We start from the raw sequence: 19874 nt of genomic DNA on the forward strand, positions 1-19874 counted from the left end.
AAATATGCTGACTATCTTATATCGTATTTCGCAGTGGTTTAGCACCATAGTGTTAATTATTATGGTGTTGTTAACTGTGGCAGATATTGTTTTACGTAGTGTTTTTAATAGCCCTATTTTTGGAGCGAATGAAATCACAAACCTGATGTTGTGTTTATCTATAGGCTCAGGGTTAGTGTATAGCGCAAGGAATAATGGTCATATAAAGGTAGATTTGTTAGCGGGGCCATTGAAAAAAACGCTAGGGCGTTTTTATACCTCTTTTGAAAAATTAGTGGAAATCATAGGCTTTTTCTTATTTACCTGTTTATTAGCGTATTACGGTTATGACGCACTCTTGTTTGAGGAGCATACGGCTGTGCTTTTTTTACCTGTGGCTCCTGTGTATTTAGTAGCTAGCGCATTTGGTTTTTTTTCTATTTTATTTTTGATTTTTTACAAGAGTTCTCCTGCAGAAGCAGAGGGTGAACAATTATGACAGCGGCAATCATTGGGTTTATTGTTTTGATCACCATCAGCTTAATGGGGGTACCTTTAGCAGTAGCTTCATTAATTACAGGAGTGATTGGGTTTTCCTATTTGCGCGGCTTTGAGTCGGCCATTGTAATGGCAGGACAGCAAATAGCGGAGCTTACGGTAAATACTAACTTAGTTGTTATCCCTATTTTTATTTTAATGGGGGAATTAGCGCGTCGGAGTGGCATTACCGATGAATTGTACGCGTTGGCAGAGGCCTCGACTAAGCGCTTTAGAGGTGGGCTTGCTATGTCTACTGTATTTGCAAGCGGAGCTTTCTCTACGGTATGCGGTAGCTCAATAGCGACAGCAGCAACGATGACTAAAGTGGCTATGCCATCAATGCGTCGTTATGGCTACAAAGACTCTCTATCTGCTGGCACGGTAGCAGCAGGGGGAACATTAGGTATTTTAATCCCCCCTAGCGTACCTATGGTTATCTACTGCATTTTCGCTCAAGAGGATATTGGCAGAATGTGGATGGCAGGGGTAGGGCCTGGTTTAGTGATGATCGCTTTATTTGTTTTGACCATTGTATTAATGGTCAAAATAAAGCCAGAGCTTGATGGTGGTGGCGTCATTGCAGAGGCAAACACCTCAGCACCCAAGGTGTCGTTAGGCATGGCTAAAGGGTTTTTGGTTTTATTCGGGGTAGTTTTGGGTGGTATTTACATTGGCTTTTTTACTCCAACCGAAGCAGCTAGTGTGGGCGCATTTGGAGCATATGTTTTTGCGTTATTACGCGGAAAAATGCGAACAGCCAAGGAATATCGTGAAATGTTTTCTACGGCAGCAGGTATTTCTGCTTCTATTTTTGCGATTGCATCCTGTGCATTAGTTTTTAGTCAGTTTATTAATTTAAGCGGTTTGCCTTATCAGCTACTTGATTTAATAGGGCAGTGGGAGTTAACCGGGGCCCAGCTAGTAATAGCAATTTGCTTACTGTGCTTAGTTTTAGGAACAGTTTTTGATGCTTTAGGAATCTTGCTTTTAATTATTCCTATCTTTATTCCATCACTACAAGCTTTAGGTATAGATCTAATTTGGTTTGGCGTACTAGTGATTATTTTGATTGAGTTAGGGTTAATTACTCCACCACTTGGGGTCAATGTGTTCACAGTAAAAGCAGCACAGCCAGATATTCAGTTAAAAGATATTTTCGCAGGTTCATTACCTTTTGTAGTGGCTATGTTAGTAACAGCTGTCATCGTTTTTTATTTACCTACGGTGGCGCTATTTATTCCAGATTTGATGAAGTAATAGGGGTGTGTTGTGGAATCAAAGCAGAAAAATATTTTGTTTATTATGTTAGATCAGCAACGTTGGGATAGCCTATCGTGTTATGGCCATCCAGTGGTTGAAACCCCTAATATTGATAAGATAGCAGCCAAAGGGGTGCGCTACACCAATGCTTACGTACAAGGAACAAGTTGTGGTAACTCTCGAGCTTCCTATTACACAGGACGTCATGTGCGATCTCATGGGGCTACATGGAATGACTGGCCTTTTCGTATTGATGAGTGGACTTTAGCTGATTACCTTAAACCCAGTGGGCTTGAGCTTGTGCTGTTAGGTAAAACGCATATGAAACCAGATTTGGAAAGTATGAAGCGCCTGAATATTGACCCTCAGTCTGAACTAGGGCGCTATCTAACGAATGCAGGGTTTATTGCTGGAGAGCATGATGATGGTTTACATCCCGAAGGTCCATTAGGCAAATACTCACCAGTGGAGCCTCGGTATAACCAGTATTTGCGTGAAAAAGGTTTTGAAGGAGCCAATCCTTGGTTGCAATGGGCTAATTCTGGTTTGGATAGTAAAGGGGTAGTACGAAACGGCTTTTATATGGAGAATGCGGCATTAGCATCCCGCTTGCCCGTGGAGTATACAGAAACAGCCTACATGACAGACCGTGCGCTAGAGACAATCAGTGCATTAAAAGGAAAGTCATGGTGTATCCATTTATCTTATATAAAACCTCACTGGCCTTATATCGCTCCTGCTCCATACCATAAAATGTATAGGGATGCTCCTATACCTCCTGCTATAAAACAGGAGTCGGAGCGTAAAAATCCGCATCCCATTTATGCTGAGTTTATGAAGTTGGGAGTGGCAAAAACCCTTTCGGATGATGCTAAACGAGCATTTGTATTGCCAGCATATTATGGATTGATTAAGCAAATCGATGATGAGTTGGGACGATTGTTTGCTTATTTAAAAGAGCAGCAATTAGAACAAAACACTTTAGTTGTGATTACGGCTGATCATGGGGATTACTTTGGCGATCATTGGTTAGGAGAAAAAGATCTTTTTCATGAGGCGGCTGTGAAAGTCCCTCTGATTATCTATGATCCTAGTAGCGCCGCTGAAGGTAGCCGGGGTCTAGTTTGTGATGACCTAGTAGCAGCAATAGACTTAATTCCTACTTTTTTAGATTTTCTCGAGATGGAGCCATACCACCACCGTCTTGAAGGACACTCTTTACTGCCAGGTATACGCCAGAAAAAAACGGTACCTTTTAGAGATGTTGTGATCTCAGAGGCGGATTATGGTCGTTTGCCAGTGGCTAAAAATCTTGGACGCACATCTTATAACGCGCGTATGACAATGTCTTTTGATGGGCAGTACAAATTTATTCATTGTCCAGGCTTTGCTCCGATGTTATTTGATTTGAAAAATGACCCGAATGAGTTTTATGACTTAGGACAAGAGTCTGGTTATGAGGCAATACGTCAACGACAAATGGAGCAAATGCTAGACTGGTCTGCTTTGTTAAAAAACCGCAGCACTGTCTCTGAAAAAATGTACGCCGATCATCTAGGGAAGTCCTTGCAGCAAGGAATTATTCCAGGGTTTTGGTCTAGGGAAGAGGTACCTGCAAACCGTTTACCGCCCGAGTACTTACAGGTTTTTTAATGTAGAGCGAGTTAATAATGCGAGTTTTAGTGACGGGAGGAGCGACGGGTATAGGCGCTCAACTAGTTCATAAGTTAAAACAAACAGGACACCATGTCACTGTTTTAGATATTCGACAACCTGATTTTGAGGTGGATGTTTATATTCCCTTAAATTTAGCCGATAAAATGAGTATCCATGCAGCTGTAGCAGCGTTAAAAGACGGTTATGATGCATTGTGCAACGTCGCGGGTATTGCTCCAGTGCTAGGCAATGGGCTTAAAGTGCTCGAAATTAATTTTCTAGGGACACGATTATTAACTGAGTTAGCACTGCCCAAATTAATTCCTAATGCAGCTATTGTGAATGTTGCCTCAAAGGCAGGAGAGCAATGGGCTCAACATTTAGATCAGGTTACTGAGCTTTTACGTTTAGATTCTTGGTCAAAACTAGCAGACTTCCAACTTAAACATGAGCTGGGTGATACACGTGCTTATAACTTATCAAAAGAGGCTGTGATTGTGTGGACCAAACAACTTTCCACCCAGTTTTTAGCTCAAGGCATGCGGGTTAATTCTGTAAGTCCAGCGGCCGTTAGTACTGGCTTACTCAATGATTTTAAACATGCTTTTGGTAGCGTTGTGGATAAAAACTTGAACCGTGTCGGTCGAGCTGGTTTGCCAGAAGAGGTGGCTGATGTGGTGATGTATCTTTTATCCCCTCAAAGTCATTGGCTTAAAGGTATAGATATTTGTGTGGATGGTGGGATGGGAGCTGCTCAGTTAGTTGAGCGCTTAGCTAGTTAACTGTTTTGTCCTAACTCAGTAAAGCGCAATAAATGATTGGCTAGTTTTTGTGCTACTGGGGTAAGAGGTTTGTCTCGTCGTTGGACTAAATAAATACGGTTGATGCTAGGGGCCTCTGCCGTATTTATAACAGTGAAATGTTCTGAGGGAAACTGCGGTTGACCAAGCATGACCTCGGGTAATAAACATAAGCAATCAGTGTTTTGTACTATGGATACTGAAGATAATAGAGAAAAACAATCAATACCCACCTTAGGCACTTTTAGTTGGTGTTTTGCAAACAGCTGACTAATTAAGGGGGCATGTTCTGCTCCAGAGCTTACGTGCACCCACTCAGCCTCTGAAAGTTGGTGTAAATGCGTTGATTTTTCCAAAGGATGACCTTTACGACAAATGATACGCATTTGAATGTCTACCAAAGGAGTACTGATGAACTCTTTATTTGGTAGTGGTGTATAGATGGGAACTAAAGCGAGATCAATTTCAGCAGAGCGTAGTTGCTTAACTGCCATGGTTTGAAGTGCTTCAAAAATACGAATTGTGGTGTTGGGGAACTCTCTTCTAAAGTTACGAATAGCTCTAGGAGCGATTTGAATAGCGGCAGCAGGAGAAACGGAAATTTGTACATGACTATCAAGCTCGCCACGCATTTGTTTAATTTCAGAAACAGCTGATTCAACCTCATTAAGAATAGTAATACTGCGCTCTTGAAACGCTCGGCCGAAGTCTGTGAGCTCAATACCTTTGGTACCACGCGTAAAAAGCGAAACACCTAAATCATCCTCTAGCCCTTTTAACGCCTTAGAAATCGCTGGTTGAGTTAAGTTCAAACGGCGTGCTGCAGCCCGAATGCTACCCGCCTCAACAGTAGCTAGGAATGTGCGTATTGCTTGAAATTTTAGGTTTATTGGATTCATAACGGAGTTATCAAATAGAGGGCTAAGCGTGGTGAAGCTGATTAGGTACTCAAACCCAACACCCACTCCTTAAACGCCACCAATGCAGGTAGGGTGGCGTGTTGGGGTGGGTAGACCAAGTAATAGCTGCGTTGGCTTTGTCGGGGTGTGCCTATAGCCAGCAGCTCGCCTCGAGCAATGTCATCTTTAACTAAAATATGCGGTACTAGGCCAACGCCTAAACCGGCATGGACGGCTTGCGTCAGGTGCGAGGTCAGCTCAAAACTGGGGCCTGGGCCCATGGTGTTCGGATCAAGCCCGTTGTACAAAAACCAGTCGTGCCAGGCTTCGGGGTTGCTGGCTACGGTCAATAGACTTTGTTGTGCTACCCATTCAACTGACAGTTCATGGGGTTGGGCTTTGTCAGGGCTAACAATAGCAATTAGCTGCTCGTTTTGAATGGGGTGAGCAATCAAATTAGGCCAATTGCCCGAGCCTACTGTAATGGCCGCATCAATTTCCTGATCACTAAAATCCACTGGTCCAATACGTGAATGAATATGCAGGGTGATGTGTGCGTTGTGTGCATAAAAATCATGCAAGCTAGGCAGTAGCCATTTTGAACCAAAAGTGGGTAGGGTGGCTAAATGCAAGGTGTGATCTCGTGTCTCCGAGGTAATTGCTTGCAGACTAGCTCGTCGAATACTTGCCAACGCTTCTTTGATTTCCCCGTAGTATTTGCGTCCGGCAGGTGTTAGCTCGACTTGGCGGCCCACCCGTTGAAAAAGCTTAATACCTAGATGACGCTCGAGGTGTTGGATTTGTTTGCTGATGGCGCTTTGCGTTAGAAATAGTTCTTGGGCCGCCAAGGTATAGCTTTCATGCTTTGCGGCGGCCTCGAAGGCCACCAGCAAAGGCATAGAAGGGGTTAGTTGGCGTAGATTCATAACCGTTTACTAAAGTGCGCGTAAAGCCTCGTTGTTTAGGGCGGGGCAAATGTCAAAGAATCGTGCCTGTTAATATCAACGCGGCCACCGAGAAATAAATGACCAGCCCCAGTACGTCGACCAGTGTTGCCACCAAGGGGGCAGAGGCACTGGCTGGGTCAAAGTTAAATCGTTGCAACAGAAAGGGCAGCATCGAACCCAGACTAGAACCAAAACAGACAATACCAATTAACGAGGCCCAAATGGTAAAGCCCAGCAGCATATAGTGTTCGCCGTAGTCATAAATGCCCAGATGCTGCCATACAAAAATACGCAAAAAACCAATAGCGCCTAAACCAGTACCCAAGATAATGCCGGTGGGGAATTCACGTAATATGACTCGCCACCAATCTTTTAATTTCACCTCGCCCAATGCTAAACCGCGAATTAAAAGCGATGTGGCCTGAGAGCCCGAGTTACCACCCGAGCTCATAATCAATGGAATAAACATAGCCAGTACCACGGCTTTTTCTAGTTCCATTTCATAAAATTGCATGGCACTAGCGGTAAGCATCTCACCCAAAAACAAGATAGCTAACCAGCCCCCGCGCTTGCGCACCATGGTGCCAAAGCTGGCATCTAAATACGGTTTACCAATGTGCTCACCACCCCCAAAGCGGCCAATATCCTCGGCGGCTTCTTCCATGAGGGCATCAATCACATCATCCACTGTGACAATGCCGACCACATGTTGGGCGTCATCAACCACCGGCAACGCTAAAAAGTCGTGGCGTCGAATAAGACGCGCCACTTCTTCGCGATCGGTATAGGGGTCAACCATAATGGGCGTTTGCCCCGTCCACAGTTCGGTTAAAGGTTGTTCAGCATTTGCTATGACCAACTGACGCAAGGGCAATACAAACTGCAGTTGGTTATAGGCATCGACCACATAAATGGCATAAACCGTCTCACGAGTGCTCTCGACTTCGCGGATATGCTGCAAAGTTTGTGCTACGGTCCAGCTCATAGGGGCCTGAATAAACTCGGTGGTCATGATGCTGCCCGCTGTGCCTTGTGGGTAGCTCATCAAACGCAAAATCGAGGCTTTACTAGATGGACTAAGTAAAGCTAAACCTTGTTGCTGCACATGCGGATTAAAGCCGGTCATTAAGTCGGCCATACGGTCTTCAGCAAGACTATCCAGCACATCAGCACGACCATTGCTAATCAATAACAAAGTAATGTCGTGACTGTGTTTAAGCTCGGGGCTTTCTAGCAGGTTGATCAGCGTTTCTGTATCCAGTTGTGCAACCAGTTTCAGCGCTTCTGCGCTTTTCAATTGGTTTAAATAACTGACAGCATCAGCGACGTGATCAAAAGATTGTAATTTTTTTATAGATGCGAACATGGTTTGATATCGTCCTTGTTAATCCAAACGCGTCCTTCGAATAGACGGTTAGCGGTGCGATAAAAAGCGCCTGAGTGAGCGTGCCAGTATCCGTGATCTTGGTGGACAGCGGCATCTACCGTGAGCACCCCAGAGGGCATGCCCAATCGTAAGGCCGCATCGGGGCGTACCTCGGGTCGTAATAAATCGGCCACAACGGTGCCGGTAATGCGTGCTGCCACAGCAGTACACAGCGATACAGTAAGGGGCAAAGCACGGTGCGGCTGCCCACTGGAAATCACCCGCGCTACCAAATCAATAGCCGAGGCAGGAATAAGCTCGCCAGACAGGGTGGGGTTATCTTGGGGCGCGCTAACAAAAGCCACAAAAGGCACTAGGGTAACGGTTTTGGCTGTTTCTAAATCGGGAGTAATGCCCATGGCAACCGAAGCGTGGATACGGATGAGCTCTAACTTGGCTAATACTTCTGGTTGTTGCTCTAGCTCGTCAGGTAGCTCAAGCCCCGTCAAACCGATATCGGCAGCTCGCACAAACACTGCCGCATTGGCGGCGTCCACCATTGAAACTTCTAGATCGCCAAGCTCAGGAATAGAAAGGGTGTTTTTGACCTGACCTGTGGGCAGAAGCTGACCCGTGGTGGCACCACCCGGTTCAATGAACTCAAGCTTAATCGGTGAACCCGTACCGCCCACCCCAGGAATACTGAGCTCTCCGGCGTATTGAGTCTGCCCATTGGGGGTAGCAAAAGTGCTATGAATGATTTTTTTAGTGTTGGTGTTGTAAATGCGTACGGTAGTGGTGTCGCCTTGGGCGGCAACCAGCCCTTGGTCAATCGCGAATGGCCCCACGGCCGAGCTCATGTTGCCGCAGTTACCTTGGTAGCTGACCTTGTGCTCTTTAATGGCGACCTGACCAAAGGTGTAGTCCACATCGGCATCGGGGTGCGAAGACGGCCCCACAATACACACTTTGGAGAGCGACGATATGCCACCGCCCATACCATTTAACTGCCTTCCATAGGGGTCGGGGGTGCCCATCGCTGCACAAAAGAGCGGGTCCCATTCCTCGCGTTGACTGGGCAAGCTTTTAGGTTGGATCATTAACGCTTTGCTTGTACCCCCACGCATGAACACAGCATCGATAGAAATTTGGGACATGGGTCTCTCCTTTGGTAAAGTGTCTTCATTATATGAATTGTATTCAAGTCAGAGGGTAAAACACAGTGAATTACCTAGAACTGTCAATTTTCATTCTTTAGAGAGCGTACTCCATGCAGCCACAGTCAACGTATCCTCAGTTGCACATTAACGGTAAAGCGTACTCCTACGCCCCCATTCATTCCATTGAACAGCTTCATACCTTGCCTTTTTCATTACGCATTTTATTAGAAAGCGTTGTGCGGCATGGATTACGCACGGGTGACATCGCTCAGGCAGAGTTCGATGCCATTATGCAGCGCCAAGTGGATGCGGGCATTAGCTTTTACCCAGCGCGTGTGTTTGGTCATGATATTTTGGGCTTGGTGATGCTCTTGGATATGGTAGCCATGCGCGAGGCCGTACACGAGGCCGGAGGCGATGCCTCGCAGGTACGTCCTACCGTAGCAACCGATGTGGTCATCGACCACTCATTACAAGTCGACAGTTGGGCTAACCCTTTGGCGGCAGAAATCAACCTGCGGCGTGAATTCGAGCGCAACGGCGAACGTTTTGAGTTTTTACGTTGGTGTGGGGCGAACTTTGACGGGGTCAGCGTGATCCCACCTGGCAAAGGCATTATGCACCAGTTGCATCTAGAGCATTTGGGGCAAGTGGTGTGGCACGATGATAAAAATGCCGACACGGCGTGGCTGTATCCCGATAGTTGTGTGGGCACCGACAGTCATACACCCATGGTAAATGGCATTGGCATTTTAGCGTGGGGCGTAGGCGGTATCGAGGCCGAAGCCGTCATGGTGGGCCTGCCAGTTAGCATGCCTTTGCCCGAGGTGGTGGGGGTGCAACTAAAAGGTAAATTGCGCGATGGCGTACTGCCCACCGACTTGGTGCTAGTGATCACAGAAAAACTACGTGAATTAGGGGTAGTAGGCAAATTTATTGAGTTTTACGGCGAGGGCTTAGATCAGTTGTCTATTGGCGATCGCGGCATGATCGCTAACATGGCACCCGAGTACGGTGCCACCGTGGTGTTCTTTCCTACCGACCAACATACTTTGAATTACATGCACACCACCGGTCACAGCGCCGAGCAAATTGCGTTGGTCGAGCAGTACAACAAAGCACAACACCTTTGGCGCGATGCCAATACGCCCGACCCTGTGTTTGACAGCACGCTCAGCATCGATCTGGACACCATTGTTCCCAGCCTGTCTGGCCCCAGCAACCCCGAAGACCGCTTTGACTTAGATCACTCCGTTATGGAGTTCGAGCATCACCACCAACGTATTGCCGGCCGTCCCGTCGATTTAGAACAAATTTATCCCGTTCAGGGCGAAGAGTTTGATCTACGTGATGGCGATGTGGTGATTGCCGCTATTACCTCTTGCACGAACACGGCCAACCCCACCAACATGATGGCTGCTGGTCTAGTAGCCAAAAAAGCCGTAGAAAAAGGGTTGTTTAGCAAACCGTGGGTGAAAACTTCCCTCGTGCCAGGTAGCCAAGTCACAGCAGATATCTTGCAAAAAGCGGGCCTACAAGACGCCTTGGATCAACTGGGCTTTAACGTAGCCGGTTTTGGTTGTACTACCTGTAACGGCGGCTCGGGACCTTTACCGCCCGCCATTGCTAAAACCATTGCCGAACACGACGTGGTTACCACAGCTGTGTTGTCTGGGAACCGCAACTTTGATGGGCGTATTCACCCCAGCGTGCGTGCTAACTACTTAGCTTCCCCCGCTTTAGTGGTGGTTTACGCGATTGCCGGCTCCATGAATATTGATGTGGTACGTGACGCCTTAGGCAAAGACAAGCAAGGCAACCCCGTGTACTTGCGTGATATTTGGCCTAACGCCGCTGAAATTGCCGCCTTGGTCGGCACGGCTTACGACAGAGAGCTATTTATTCATCGCTACAGCGAGTTATACGATGGCGGGCCGCAATGGGATGCACTGGCCTCTGCGCCGGGGGCAACTTTTACTTGGAACCCTGACAGCAATTACATTAAAAAACCACCCTATTTTGAAGGGCTTAGCCGTGAGCCATTAGCTACTAACGACCTCACACAGCTGCGCCCCCTAGTGATTTTGGGTGACTCCATCACCACTGACCATATTTCCCCTTCAGGAGCCATCAGCCTAGGAACGCCGGCAGCGGATTACCTCTTGGCGCATGGAGTAGAACAAAAGGATTTCAACAACTACACCACACGCCGAGCCAACCATGAAATCGTGATGCGCGCGACTTTTGCCAATATTCGTCTACGCAACAAAATGACCCCAGGCATCGAGGGAGGCATCACCCGTTTAATGCCTGAAGGCAAACAAATGCGCGTTTTTGATGCAGCCGAAGTCTACCTAGAGCGCAAACAAGACTTAATCATCCTCGCCGGTAAAAACTACGGCTGTGGTTCTTCCCGTGACTCCGCTGCCAAAGGAGTCGCCTTGTTGGGCGTGAAAGCCGTTGTCGCTGAAAGCTTTGAGCGCATTCACCGCACTAACCTGGTGGGCATGGGAGTATTGCCGTTGCAGTTTAAAGAGGGCACTGAAATTGATGACTTAGATCTAGATGGCTCCGAAGTTTTTGATGTGATCGGATTGGAGGGTGATTTAGGCGTGCATTCCGAGGTGGAGCTACGAGTGCATCGATTGGACGGCTCAGTGTTTTCTGTGCCGCTAGTGGCGCGTTTAGACACAGTAGAGGATGTGGAGTACTGGAAGCACGGCGGTATTCTGCCGCGTGTTTGGCGTAGTTATTTGTGATGCTTTTCTGGGTGTATCGTGTACCTCACGCTGTCCGTCTCAGATAGCGCTCTCACATTTGTCTTTCTTTGGCAGGGTAGTATCCCTCACGCTGCCCGCCTCAGACAACACTCTCACTAGGCAGTGCTCGCTCACTGCGTTCGCTCCGCGCTGAACCGTTCGAGTGTTACTCTGAGACGGACTGAAGGGGGAGCAACTTGAATCAGAGCGTAACACCCGATAGCAAAGCCTTCATCCTTAGCCTGTGCGTCATGAACAACGATGAGCGATTCAGCGCGGAGCGAGCGCAGCGAGCGAGCACTGCCAAGCGAATCGGTGATCATGAAAGCACAGAACAAAACAGAATAGCCATCTGCTAAACGCAAAACAAAACTATCCAAGGAAAGCACAAAACAAATCAGGCCTGTAAACGATCAACAGCAAGTACCCAGCCACCCTCAGTCTGATACATTGCTAACCAGTACGTATCGTCCAGAGCCATAAGGAACGTGCTTCTAGATTTGGCAAGGTAGTATCCCTCACGCTGCCCGTCTCAGACAACACTCTCACTAGGCAGTGCTCGCTCACTACGTTCGCTCCGCGCTGAACCGTTCGAGCGTTACTCTGAGACGGACTGAAGGCCGAGGTTTGCCGCGCACCGAGTCAGCATTAGACACGAAGAATGTGTGATATAAAAAGATACTTATAGTCCGTGTACTTATAGTTATCTTTAACGATCTAATACTCTGATGACAATAAACAAAGTATCCCCTGAAAATATTCAAGTGCGCTTCGGTGCGCGATTGCGCTATCTCCGCCTCAAAAGCGGGCTTTCACAAGAAGAGTTGGCCGATGCGAGTGGATTAGATCGCACTTACGTTGGGGGGATAGAGCGTGGTGAGCGCAACCCAAGTCTCAAAAATATAGCGCGTCTTGCAGAGGCTTTGAAAGTAACACCGTCGGCATTTTTTGTTTGCGATGGTGAAGTCTAGCATGGTCGATTTTCTTAATAAAACGTCAATACTTAACGAGCTACACAAGAACTTGTTGAAACCTGTAGAGGCAATTGACGAACAAGAGCTAACTCCCCAGAGAAAGGCTAAGCTGGTAAATGCGCTGATTACTGCGGAGCGTAAGAGGCTTTTTTCCGAGATCTCGAGTATTAGTGTAGAGGAGAGGGGAAAGGCTGCTCTTATCCTACAGTATTGTGTAACGGTTGTGAGTCTTGAGTATAGACATTTAGTTTGGCCCTACGAGTATATGGCGTTTTCTCGTCGAGTCGGTGAGCTTTGGGAGGCGTTTTGCTGTAGTGCGTGGACTTATCCTGTTAAGTCCAATGTGGAAAGAATAAGCGCACCAGCATTTTCTGAAGTTCGAAAGGTTCTTCTTGATCGAATAGTAGACAACATTGGCGCGCATGCCAAAAGCGACGAGATCATGAGTGATGTTTCCACTCTTCTTGAGATCATTGGCGATATTAATATGAAGGAGGATGAGGTCTTCACAAAAGATGGCATTCCGCATGTAATTGATTTTAAAAGCGGCTTTGGATCTAATGAAAAAGGAAATATGCTCAGACTGTTAACAGTAGGTAGGGCGTATAAGATTTGGGACCACAATACCCAGTTGATGCTGCTTGTAAGACAAGATAAAAATAACAATTACCTCGATGTTCTTCATCGTTCCAATTTATGGGCGGTCTACACTGGTATTGAGGCTTATAAGAAAATACATGAAATTACTGGATCAGATATAGAATTTGTGCGTAACAATATAATTGATTGGAAGTCGGATCTTTCCAAGAAATTTTACACATATCTTAAAGCTCAGCCCACGGATCTGACTTCTTATCTTGCATGGTAATCAGGTTGTTTACAAAGTCATCGCATAACTCTTGTGCTAGTTGATTGGCTTGGATTGCACTATCAATTAATTTTCTCGCTCGCACCCTGTCAGCATCATGAAAAATGGGTACAGGCAGTCTTTTTAAGTAGTTTGCGGAATTGTTGGCGCTTCCGTTGACTATGTGATTGCGAAGTTTTGTTGCAATTGAGGAATTTAAATACAGTAATAATGCATCTCGATCAGTCTCGTTTTTTGGAAATACACCTACGACGCCTTGGTCAAATACTGCGCCATCAAGGAGTGAAGCTGTCAGGCGTTTCGATGTGACCATAGGAATAGCTAGTCCCGCTCGGAAATAAAAAGAAGCATTTTGAAGCCGGGCTTTCTTATTGGTTCGGTAGAAATCAACAGCCGCCTTGTCCCATTTAATGCACCAAGCTGTTTGCTCGAGAAATGGACGATGCCCGCCACGTACCAACGGTACATACTTGTTTTCTTCGTTTAAGCCTTGAGTGCGCTCCTTAGGCAAAAGCGTGCGCGTGATAACGTCCGGCTCCCAATCCACGGGATGGCCGTTTAATCGTCGATTGACTCTCGAAGGGTCGTAGCCTATAAACCGTTTGTTATCTCCGGTGTATATTCCTGTCTTGCAGTCTGCTAACTCACCTAGCTGTGTCCAACCTTGGCGTTCAAGACCAGTAATACTCATATTGGCCCGCCATCCCAAATTCAAATTTTCTCGTAGCTCATGTCCGGTCAATGTACTGATAGATGCTGCTGGCTGGTCAAGTAGGCTTTTCTCTTCATTGAAAGCTTCAATCCACGTTACGCGAGTATCTGTGGTGACAGCACGTCGAGAACCAGAAATTATACAGAGATTGCCATAACCGAAATTCACGGTCTCGAAGCGTCGAGATGGGAATCTAATTATTGTGTCAGGTGAGGCTTTTTCATAGATGAATTTTCGAAGTGGCGCATGATTTTTACTTACCAGAAAAGTATCAGGCAGAAGAAATACATATCTTCCTTCTTGACGAAGCAGACTGATCGAAAACGCAAAAAATAAGCCGTAAGACTCCCTAACGTAAAAATCAGGGTAAATTTTTTTGAGTTGTCTTCTATAAAGTAAATCCAAATACAAGCCAAAAGGAGGATTTGAAATAACCGCATCAAATTGGCGCTCGGTAATAGAGTGGGTTGAAGCGAGTAACCCTTGCGCAAAAATATCGATAAAATCGGCGCAATGTGCCACAGTTAAAGACCCAGGGGACCGTGACTGAGCAATTGGGAGCACCTCAGCATCAATATCTACGATATCGATCCGTGCCGGACTACCTAGCAGACCTTCAAGCAATGAGCCACTTCCTACACTAGGCTCCAGCACTTCTAATCCACTTACATCGCCAAGCAAATGGCACATGGCGGAATTCACATCCACAGCGTCGGTAAAATATTGTCTGAGAGTAAAATTTGGTGTTGGTATCTGAGACATTGATAATCTTAAGTTTGATGTTTATAAGTATCATAACGAGGAGCCGTCCATTGTGCAAGTGCTTCGCCTCAGATAACACTTTCACATTTGTCTTCCTTCCGTGTCGGGCCGTTCGGGCGTTAGCTTGAGATAGGCTGGCATTGCATAGAAATGAGCCATTTGTGGCTTGTACCTCACGCCGCTCGTCTCAGATAACACTCTCACTAGGCAGTGCTCGCTCACTACGTTCGCTCCGCGCTGAAACGTTCGAGAGTTATTCTGAGACAGGCTGCAAGAGTGTTGACTTGTTCATGCTCTTATTCCACAGACAGAAATGTAGACATTCTCATTACCCTGCACTTTATGCACCAAGGCAAGACACCCGATAGCAAAGCCTTCATCCTTAGCCTGTGCGTCATGAACAACGATGAGCGATTCAGCGCGGAGCGAGCGTAGCGAGCGAGCACTGCCAAGCGAATCGGTGATCATGAAAGCACAGAACAAAACAGAATAGCCATCTGCTAAACGCAAAACAAAACTATCCAAGGAAAGCACAAAACAAATCAGGCCTGTAAACGATCAACAGCAAGTACCCAGCCACCCTCAGTCTGATACATTGCTAACCAGTACGTATCGTCCAGAGCCATAAGGAACGTGCTTCTAGATTTGGCAGAGTAGTAACCCTCACGCCGCTCGTCTCAGACCACACTCTCACTAGGCAGTGCTCGCTCACTGCGCTCGCTCCGCGCTGAACCGTTCGAGCGTTATTCTGAGACGGACTAAAGAGAGAACAACTTGAATCAGGGCGTAACACCGATGGTAAAGTGCTATATTCTTAGCCTGTGCGTTATGAACAACGATAAGAGATTCAGCGCGTAGCGAGCGAGCACTGCCAAGCGAATCGGTGATCATAAAGCACAGAGCAAGACAGGACTCTAAACGATTAATAGCAAAACAGTAACAACGAGACCCAACGCGTGAAGTACATCTACTCCTCCAAAGCCTTAGGTAGGCTGCCTTTTTTGTCTGTATTCCTCTCTGGCCTAGAGCGCTTAGGGCCTAAAGTGGTTGTTGGGTGGGGGCAGCGTCCTACGACGGTAAAAGCGCGGGCATATGCGCGCAAGCATGGCTTGCCGTATGTGGCGGTTGAGGATGGTTTTTTGCGTTCTGTGGATTTAGGCGTGAATGGGGCTGCGCCCTTGTCCATGGTGGTGGATGAGGTGGGCATTTATTACGATGCGCGTCATCCCTCAAAGCTAGAGCAGCTCATTACACAAGTACAGGCCGATGATGTAAAGCTAAAACAGCAAGCACAAAGCGCGCAAGCGTATTTGGTGCAGCATCAGCTCTCTAAATACAACCATGCGCCTGCTATAACATTGCCGCCGTTGGGGGGCGAATTAACGCACCGCGTGTTGGTGGTGGATCAAACGCGGGGGGACATGTCGGTGTTGAATGGCGGGGGCGAGAGCGGGGTAGTCGCTATGCTAGACGCAGCCCTACACGAAAACCCCACTGCACAAATCATTGTAAAAACGCATCCCGATGTGTTGACGGGTAAAAAGCAGGGCTACTTAACAGATCACCCATTATTAACGCACCCGCGGGTTTTAATTTGGGCTAAAGACTGCGCCCCATTGCCGTTGTTAGCCCAAGTGGACCAGGTGTATGTGTATACCTCTCAAATGGGCTTTGAGGCCGTGATGCTGGATAAACCTGTGCAATGTTTTGGCTTGCCTTGGTATGCGGGGTGGGGGGTTACTAGCGATCGTCACCCAGATCGTGACCAGCTGCAAGCGCGTCGCCATACACCTAAAGCCGTGTGGCAGTTATTTGCCGCGGCGTATTTGCAATATGTGCGTTATTTGCATCCTGATTTGGGCCGTGCTGGCACCATTATGGACGTGATGCCATGGTTAGTGCGTAACAGAGATGCAGCGCAACAGCTGAGCGGAACGCTCTATTGCATTGGCATGAGTTTTTGGAAACAGGCTACGGTCCGGCCTTTTTTACGTGCGCACACCAATCGGTTGGTATTTGTGCCCTCATTGGCTAAATTGAATAGGATGACATTGGCCGCTGATGCCAAGCTGGTGACTTGGGGCAGTCGCGATCTAACACAGGCGCAGCAGTTGGCCCAACAAAAAAACATCCCGCATTGGCGTATGGAAGACGGGTTTGTGCGTTCGGTGGGCTTAGGGTCAGATTTATTTAGGCCGCTGTCATTGGTTGTGGATCGCTCCGGCATGTATTACGACCCGCATTCCCAAAGCGAACTAGAGCAGATGTTGCAGCAGGGTCAGTGGACTGCGGCCCAAGAGCAACATGCCTTGGATTACATCAGCGCCTTTACCCAAAAAGGGCTTAGTAAATACAACTTAGGTGGGCAAAGCATCCAAGTCAATAATCAGTCCAAACGTATTGTATTGATACCGGGGCAGGTCGAGGACGATGCCTCGGTGCGGTACGGCTCGCCGGTGATCACTACCAATGCGCAACTGATAAAAGCAGTGCGACAGCAGTGCCCCGATGCTTATTTGATTTATAAACCGCATCCTGATGTGGTGGTGGGCAATCGCAAAGGTCAGGTGCCGGATCAGGTTTTAAAGCAATATGTGGATCAGGTGGTGGTCGAGGCCGATATTGTGGCGTGCTTGCGTAGTGCCGATGAGGTGCACACCATGACCTCTTTAACGGGTTTCGAGGCGTTGTTATACGGCAAGGTTGTGCATTGCTATGGTGGGCCTTTTTATGCGGGGTGGGGGCTGACACAGGACCATTACGCCTTGCCGCATCGTCAGCGCAACCTAAGCCTAACTCAGCTGGTTTACACCACTATTTTTCAGTACCCTCGTTACAGCATGCCATTTAAAATTGGCACTAGCGGTTTTGCTGCTCCCGAGTCAGTTTTGACTTGGCTTAGTCAACAGACAGAGCAGCAAAAAAATAGCGCCGCAGCGCCAGGGTGGTTTAACAATAAAAAGCGCAAAGCAACTGCATTATGGCAGCTGCTTCGTAGTTAAAAAATACAACGTGTTATAGACCGGTGTTGGACTGCACCACCATATCTAGGACATAGGCATGGTTAGCGCTGCCTGCGGGCACATTTTGCAAAGTATAGCGTTTTGTGCGTACCACGGTGCCTACCCCATCAGTGTGGTTGTAGCCCTCGATAGCATCAGGTTGGAACAGCAACCAATCGCCTTTTCCGGTAGCAATCCCGCTTTGGTCATAAAAAACAGGGCGTACCTTTAAGCACATATTGCCACTTTGTGGGCACATTTCGGGGGTGGGGGCGACTTCTAGGAAAACCGTTTCAGCTTGGGTGCCGTATTTGGTTTCATTGGTTTGTTTACCCGCAAAGCTCCAAATTTGCCCATCATCAAAATGCAAGCTCAGCATGGGTGCTGGGGCGTCCTGAGCGCTTTGGTCTGTGGTGGCTAACGACCAAGTACTTGCTGTAGGCAAGACGCGAGCCACTTCTTGCTCGTATTGCATCAACTCGGGGTCATTACACATTTTCATGGTGCCGACCACTTGGGAAAAAGCAATGCTGTTTTCCTCTAGGTTGTAGGAAGCATTTAGGTTATTACATAGGTTTCTTAACGCCACCACGTCATTTAAGAAGGTAAGCGTTAATGGATGGTCGAGGGTCTTGCCCACATTTTGACTGCTGCCATCAGGCTGCACCACATTGACCAAATCCCAGTGATAGGCTTGAATGGTTTCGGCGGGACTCAAAGTGACTTTTTTTCCAGAATCAGTCATTACAGTAGTAGAGGGGGCGCTGCAGGCAGCGAGCCCGACAGTAGCGAATGCTGCGGTTAAAAAAGCAAATTTGCGTTTCATAGCCAATCCTTAGAAGTTTGTAACCACTTCATTTTCCAAGGCACACAAACTAAAAGCAACCAGAGTTAACCTTTTTTAATACTGAGATTCCATCTAAATGTAACATGGCCAGCCAGCGTTTTTATAAAAAACCAGAGATTAACGGGACCCACCCAACTCGTGAAAGACGTACTTCGTAACGCTTGCTTGCATTTTAAGCGGATAAGCCTCCCTCAAGGCGTATAGTGAATTTAGATAGACGTCATTACGTTATTCGCAGCACACATTAGGAGGGTATGATGAGTACAAGTCCTATATCAGGTGAGCAGTCTAATACCAAATTCTTAGCGGTGTTTGATACAAAGGAAGAGTTAGAGCAATGCAGAACGGCTTTAGAGCAAACCGGGTACGACCCCAATCAACTAACGGTGATCGCGCCCCACGATCGGCGCTATAGCCGCAAAATTGAACCCGAGTCCAAAGGCATTTTCCAGACTGCGATTCGCGCCCATACCTTGTTTGGTCTACTTGGCTTTCTGGTGGGTTTAGGTTTGTGGGCGGGACTCTATTGGTCCGGCATCCCCGTAATTGCTTCATCTCCTGTGGTTAGCGTCATCCCTTTTTTATTTGTATTTACTAGTGGTGGTTTGTTGTTAGGCGGTTTTTTAACCTTGCGCCCAGACCATTTGCTGGTGATTCAAGGCGTAAAAACCGCGAAACGAGAAGGGCGCTGGTCGTTGGTTGTGCACTCGCGCAACGCGACGCAAACCGTACAAGTCGAGGAGTGGTTTAAGACCGCTAATATTGATGTGGTGCGCAGTCTTTAACACCGTCTAGTCACCAGAACGGGGCAGGTATTGACGCAAAATTGCAATAAATACGAGGGGGACTAAATTAAACCCCAGTTGGTATAGATCCAGCGTGGGAAACCATTTAAATACCCCTGCGTACCCCCAACGAAACAGAATGTCTGCCCCGTAGTTATCTGGCTCTAGACGAATCAACGGCACAATGCCTAGACCAATAATACTGTGGTAGGAAATTAAGGCAGAGCTAAATACAGGCACACTGGTCCACGATAGCCAATAAAGCCATTCAGCCCCTTTGGCGTTGTTTTTCCAGAACATCACCGACCCGCCAATGGCGACTAGGTTTTGAAAAACCAACAAACCAAACAACGTCAACGCTAACCAACTGGTGGTAAACAAGCCCAACTGAGGCAGTAAATAATACAAGCCTACCCAGCCACCTACAAAATAAATTAAGCAAACCAGTTGACGCAAGCGTACAGACAAAGAAGAGGTTGAAGAGCCCATAGCACAAACCAAAGAGTTAATCACCCACAAAGCATACCTGTAACAGCTGCGAAAAGGTAGCCGTTAAAA

General features: G+C 47.3%; 16 protein-coding genes. 9 read left to right on the forward strand and 7 right to left on the reverse strand.

Going from position 1 to position 19874, the window contains the following annotated elements:
- The first annotated feature begins 4 nt into the window (after positions 1 to 4).
- The 4 genes from ACBP46_RS09525 to ACBP46_RS09540 are packed head-to-tail and all read left to right on the forward strand — an operon-like array spanning position 5 to position 4217.
- Positions 5 to 478: a TRAP transporter small permease gene (locus tag ACBP46_RS09525; RefSeq protein WP_371016493.1), complete on the forward strand. Its 474-nt coding sequence runs from the start codon at positions 5 to 7 to the stop codon at positions 476 to 478.
- Positions 475 to 1776, forward strand: a complete 1302-nt coding sequence (locus tag ACBP46_RS09530) for a TRAP transporter large permease (RefSeq protein WP_371016494.1) — start codon at positions 475 to 477, stop codon at positions 1774 to 1776. Before ACBP46_RS09525 ends, ACBP46_RS09530 begins: the two co-directional genes overlap by 4 nt.
- A 12-nt stretch (positions 1777 to 1788) precedes the next feature.
- On the forward strand, positions 1789 to 3432 hold the full coding sequence (locus ACBP46_RS09535; RefSeq protein WP_371016495.1) for a sulfatase-like hydrolase/transferase: 1644 nt from the start codon (positions 1789 to 1791) through the stop codon (positions 3430 to 3432).
- A 17-nt stretch (positions 3433 to 3449) separates the two neighbouring features.
- A complete protein-coding gene (locus ACBP46_RS09540; RefSeq protein WP_371016496.1) occupies positions 3450 to 4217 on the forward strand; it encodes an SDR family oxidoreductase in 768 nt (255 codons plus the stop codon).
- On the opposite strand, the gene ACBP46_RS09545 is transcribed toward ACBP46_RS09540, so the two are convergent.
- The 4 genes from ACBP46_RS09545 to ACBP46_RS09560 are packed head-to-tail and all read right to left on the reverse strand — an operon-like array spanning position 4214 to position 8604.
- Positions 4214 to 5134 carry a LysR substrate-binding domain-containing protein gene (locus ACBP46_RS09545; protein WP_371016497.1) on the reverse strand — a complete coding sequence of 307 codons (921 nt, stop codon included), beginning with the start codon at positions 5132 to 5134 and terminating at the stop codon, positions 4214 to 4216. The two genes, ACBP46_RS09540 and ACBP46_RS09545, sit on opposite strands and share 4 nt — an antisense overlap.
- A 41-nt stretch (positions 5135 to 5175) precedes the next feature.
- A complete protein-coding gene (locus tag ACBP46_RS09550; protein ID WP_371016498.1) occupies positions 5176 to 6060 on the reverse strand; it encodes a LysR substrate-binding domain-containing protein in 885 nt (294 codons plus the stop codon).
- 52 nt (positions 6061 to 6112) lie between these two features.
- The gene (gene mgtE, locus ACBP46_RS09555; RefSeq protein ID WP_371016499.1) at positions 6113 to 7447 is read right to left on the reverse strand and encodes a magnesium transporter; all 1335 of its coding nucleotides are present in this window, start codon (positions 7445 to 7447) and stop codon (positions 6113 to 6115) included.
- Positions 7432 to 8604, reverse strand: coding sequence for a 2-methylaconitate cis-trans isomerase PrpF family protein (locus ACBP46_RS09560; protein WP_371016500.1), 1173 nt, complete (start codon positions 8602 to 8604; stop codon positions 7432 to 7434). The genes mgtE and ACBP46_RS09560 overlap by 16 nt, the downstream gene beginning before the upstream one ends.
- 113 nt (positions 8605 to 8717) lie before the next feature.
- Here ACBP46_RS09560 and acnA point away from each other — a divergent pair, with 113 nt between their 5' ends.
- The 3 genes from acnA to ACBP46_RS09575 all read left to right on the forward strand — a co-directional run bounded on the left by acnA (position 8718) and on the right by ACBP46_RS09575 (position 13208).
- Complete coding sequence (gene acnA / locus ACBP46_RS09565; protein WP_371016501.1) at positions 8718 to 11366, forward strand: aconitate hydratase AcnA; 2649 nt, start codon at positions 8718 to 8720, stop codon at positions 11364 to 11366.
- A 728-nt stretch (positions 11367 to 12094) separates the two neighbouring features.
- Positions 12095 to 12337, forward strand: a complete 243-nt coding sequence (locus tag ACBP46_RS09570) for a helix-turn-helix domain-containing protein (protein WP_371016502.1) — start codon at positions 12095 to 12097, stop codon at positions 12335 to 12337.
- Position 12338: 1 nt separating this feature from the next.
- The gene (locus tag ACBP46_RS09575; protein ID WP_371016503.1) at positions 12339 to 13208 is read left to right on the forward strand and encodes a hypothetical protein; all 870 of its coding nucleotides are present in this window, start codon (positions 12339 to 12341) and stop codon (positions 13206 to 13208) included.
- Here ACBP46_RS09575 and ACBP46_RS09580 read toward each other — a convergent pair.
- A complete protein-coding gene (locus ACBP46_RS09580) occupies positions 13165 to 14682 on the reverse strand; it encodes an Eco57I restriction-modification methylase domain-containing protein (protein WP_371016504.1) in 1518 nt (505 codons plus the stop codon). The two genes, ACBP46_RS09575 and ACBP46_RS09580, sit on opposite strands and share 44 nt — an antisense overlap.
- A gap of 956 nt (positions 14683 to 15638) precedes the next feature.
- Here ACBP46_RS09580 and ACBP46_RS09585 point away from each other — a divergent pair.
- Positions 15639 to 17684, forward strand: coding sequence for a capsular polysaccharide biosynthesis protein (locus tag ACBP46_RS09585; protein WP_371016505.1), 2046 nt, complete (start codon positions 15639 to 15641; stop codon positions 17682 to 17684).
- Between the two features lie 13 nt (positions 17685 to 17697).
- Here the strand turns inward: ACBP46_RS09585 and ACBP46_RS09590 are convergent, their stop codons facing one another.
- Positions 17698 to 18510: an META domain-containing protein gene (locus ACBP46_RS09590; protein WP_371016506.1), complete on the reverse strand. Its 813-nt coding sequence runs from the start codon at positions 18508 to 18510 to the stop codon at positions 17698 to 17700.
- Positions 18511 to 18785: 275 nt separating this feature from the next.
- Here ACBP46_RS09590 and ACBP46_RS09595 point away from each other — a divergent pair, with 275 nt between their 5' ends.
- Entirely contained in the window at positions 18786 to 19316 is a 531-nt protein-coding gene (locus tag ACBP46_RS09595) for a hypothetical protein (RefSeq protein WP_371016507.1), read from the forward strand.
- Between the two features lie 6 nt (positions 19317 to 19322).
- On the opposite strand, the gene ACBP46_RS09600 is transcribed toward ACBP46_RS09595, so the two are convergent.
- Positions 19323 to 19805, reverse strand: coding sequence for a hypothetical protein (locus ACBP46_RS09600; RefSeq protein WP_371016508.1), 483 nt, complete (start codon positions 19803 to 19805; stop codon positions 19323 to 19325).
- Positions 19806 to 19874: the final 69 nt, after the last annotated feature.

Origin of the sequence: Paenalcaligenes hominis, assembly GCF_041359055.1 — a bacterium.
GTDB lineage: Bacteria > Pseudomonadota > Gammaproteobacteria > Burkholderiales > Burkholderiaceae_B > Paenalcaligenes > Paenalcaligenes hominis_A.

Bases quoted from the DNA above. Each gene is read 5' to 3' on its own strand.
- ACBP46_RS09525 (WP_371016493.1), top strand. From the start codon at position 5: ATGCTGACTATCTTATATCGTATTTCGCAGTGGTTTAGCACCATAGTG.
- ACBP46_RS09530 (WP_371016494.1), top strand. From the start codon at position 475: ATGACAGCGGCAATCATTGGGTTTATTGTTTTGATCACCATCAGCTTA.
- ACBP46_RS09540 (WP_371016496.1), top strand. From the start codon at position 3,450: ATGCGAGTTTTAGTGACGGGAGGAGCGACGGGTATAGGCGCTCAACTA.
- ACBP46_RS09545 (WP_371016497.1), bottom strand. From the start codon at position 5,134: ATGAATCCAATAAACCTAAAATTTCAAGCAATACGCACATTCCTAGCT.
- ACBP46_RS09550 (WP_371016498.1), bottom strand. From the start codon at position 6,060: ATGAATCTACGCCAACTAACCCCTTCTATGCCTTTGCTGGTGGCCTTC.
- mgtE (WP_371016499.1), bottom strand. From the start codon at position 7,447: ATGTTCGCATCTATAAAAAAATTACAATCTTTTGATCACGTCGCTGAT.
- ACBP46_RS09560 (WP_371016500.1), bottom strand. From the start codon at position 8,604: ATGTCCCAAATTTCTATCGATGCTGTGTTCATGCGTGGGGGTACAAGC.
- acnA (WP_371016501.1), top strand. From the start codon at position 8,718: ATGCAGCCACAGTCAACGTATCCTCAGTTGCACATTAACGGTAAAGCG.
- ACBP46_RS09570 (WP_371016502.1), top strand. From the start codon at position 12,095: ATGACAATAAACAAAGTATCCCCTGAAAATATTCAAGTGCGCTTCGGT.
- ACBP46_RS09575 (WP_371016503.1), top strand. From the start codon at position 12,339: ATGGTCGATTTTCTTAATAAAACGTCAATACTTAACGAGCTACACAAG.
- ACBP46_RS09580 (WP_371016504.1), bottom strand. From the start codon at position 14,682: ATGTCTCAGATACCAACACCAAATTTTACTCTCAGACAATATTTTACC.
- ACBP46_RS09590 (WP_371016506.1), bottom strand. From the start codon at position 18,510: ATGAAACGCAAATTTGCTTTTTTAACCGCAGCATTCGCTACTGTCGGG.
- ACBP46_RS09595 (WP_371016507.1), top strand. From the start codon at position 18,786: ATGATGAGTACAAGTCCTATATCAGGTGAGCAGTCTAATACCAAATTC.
- ACBP46_RS09600 (WP_371016508.1), bottom strand. From the start codon at position 19,805: ATGGGCTCTTCAACCTCTTCTTTGTCTGTACGCTTGCGTCAACTGGTT.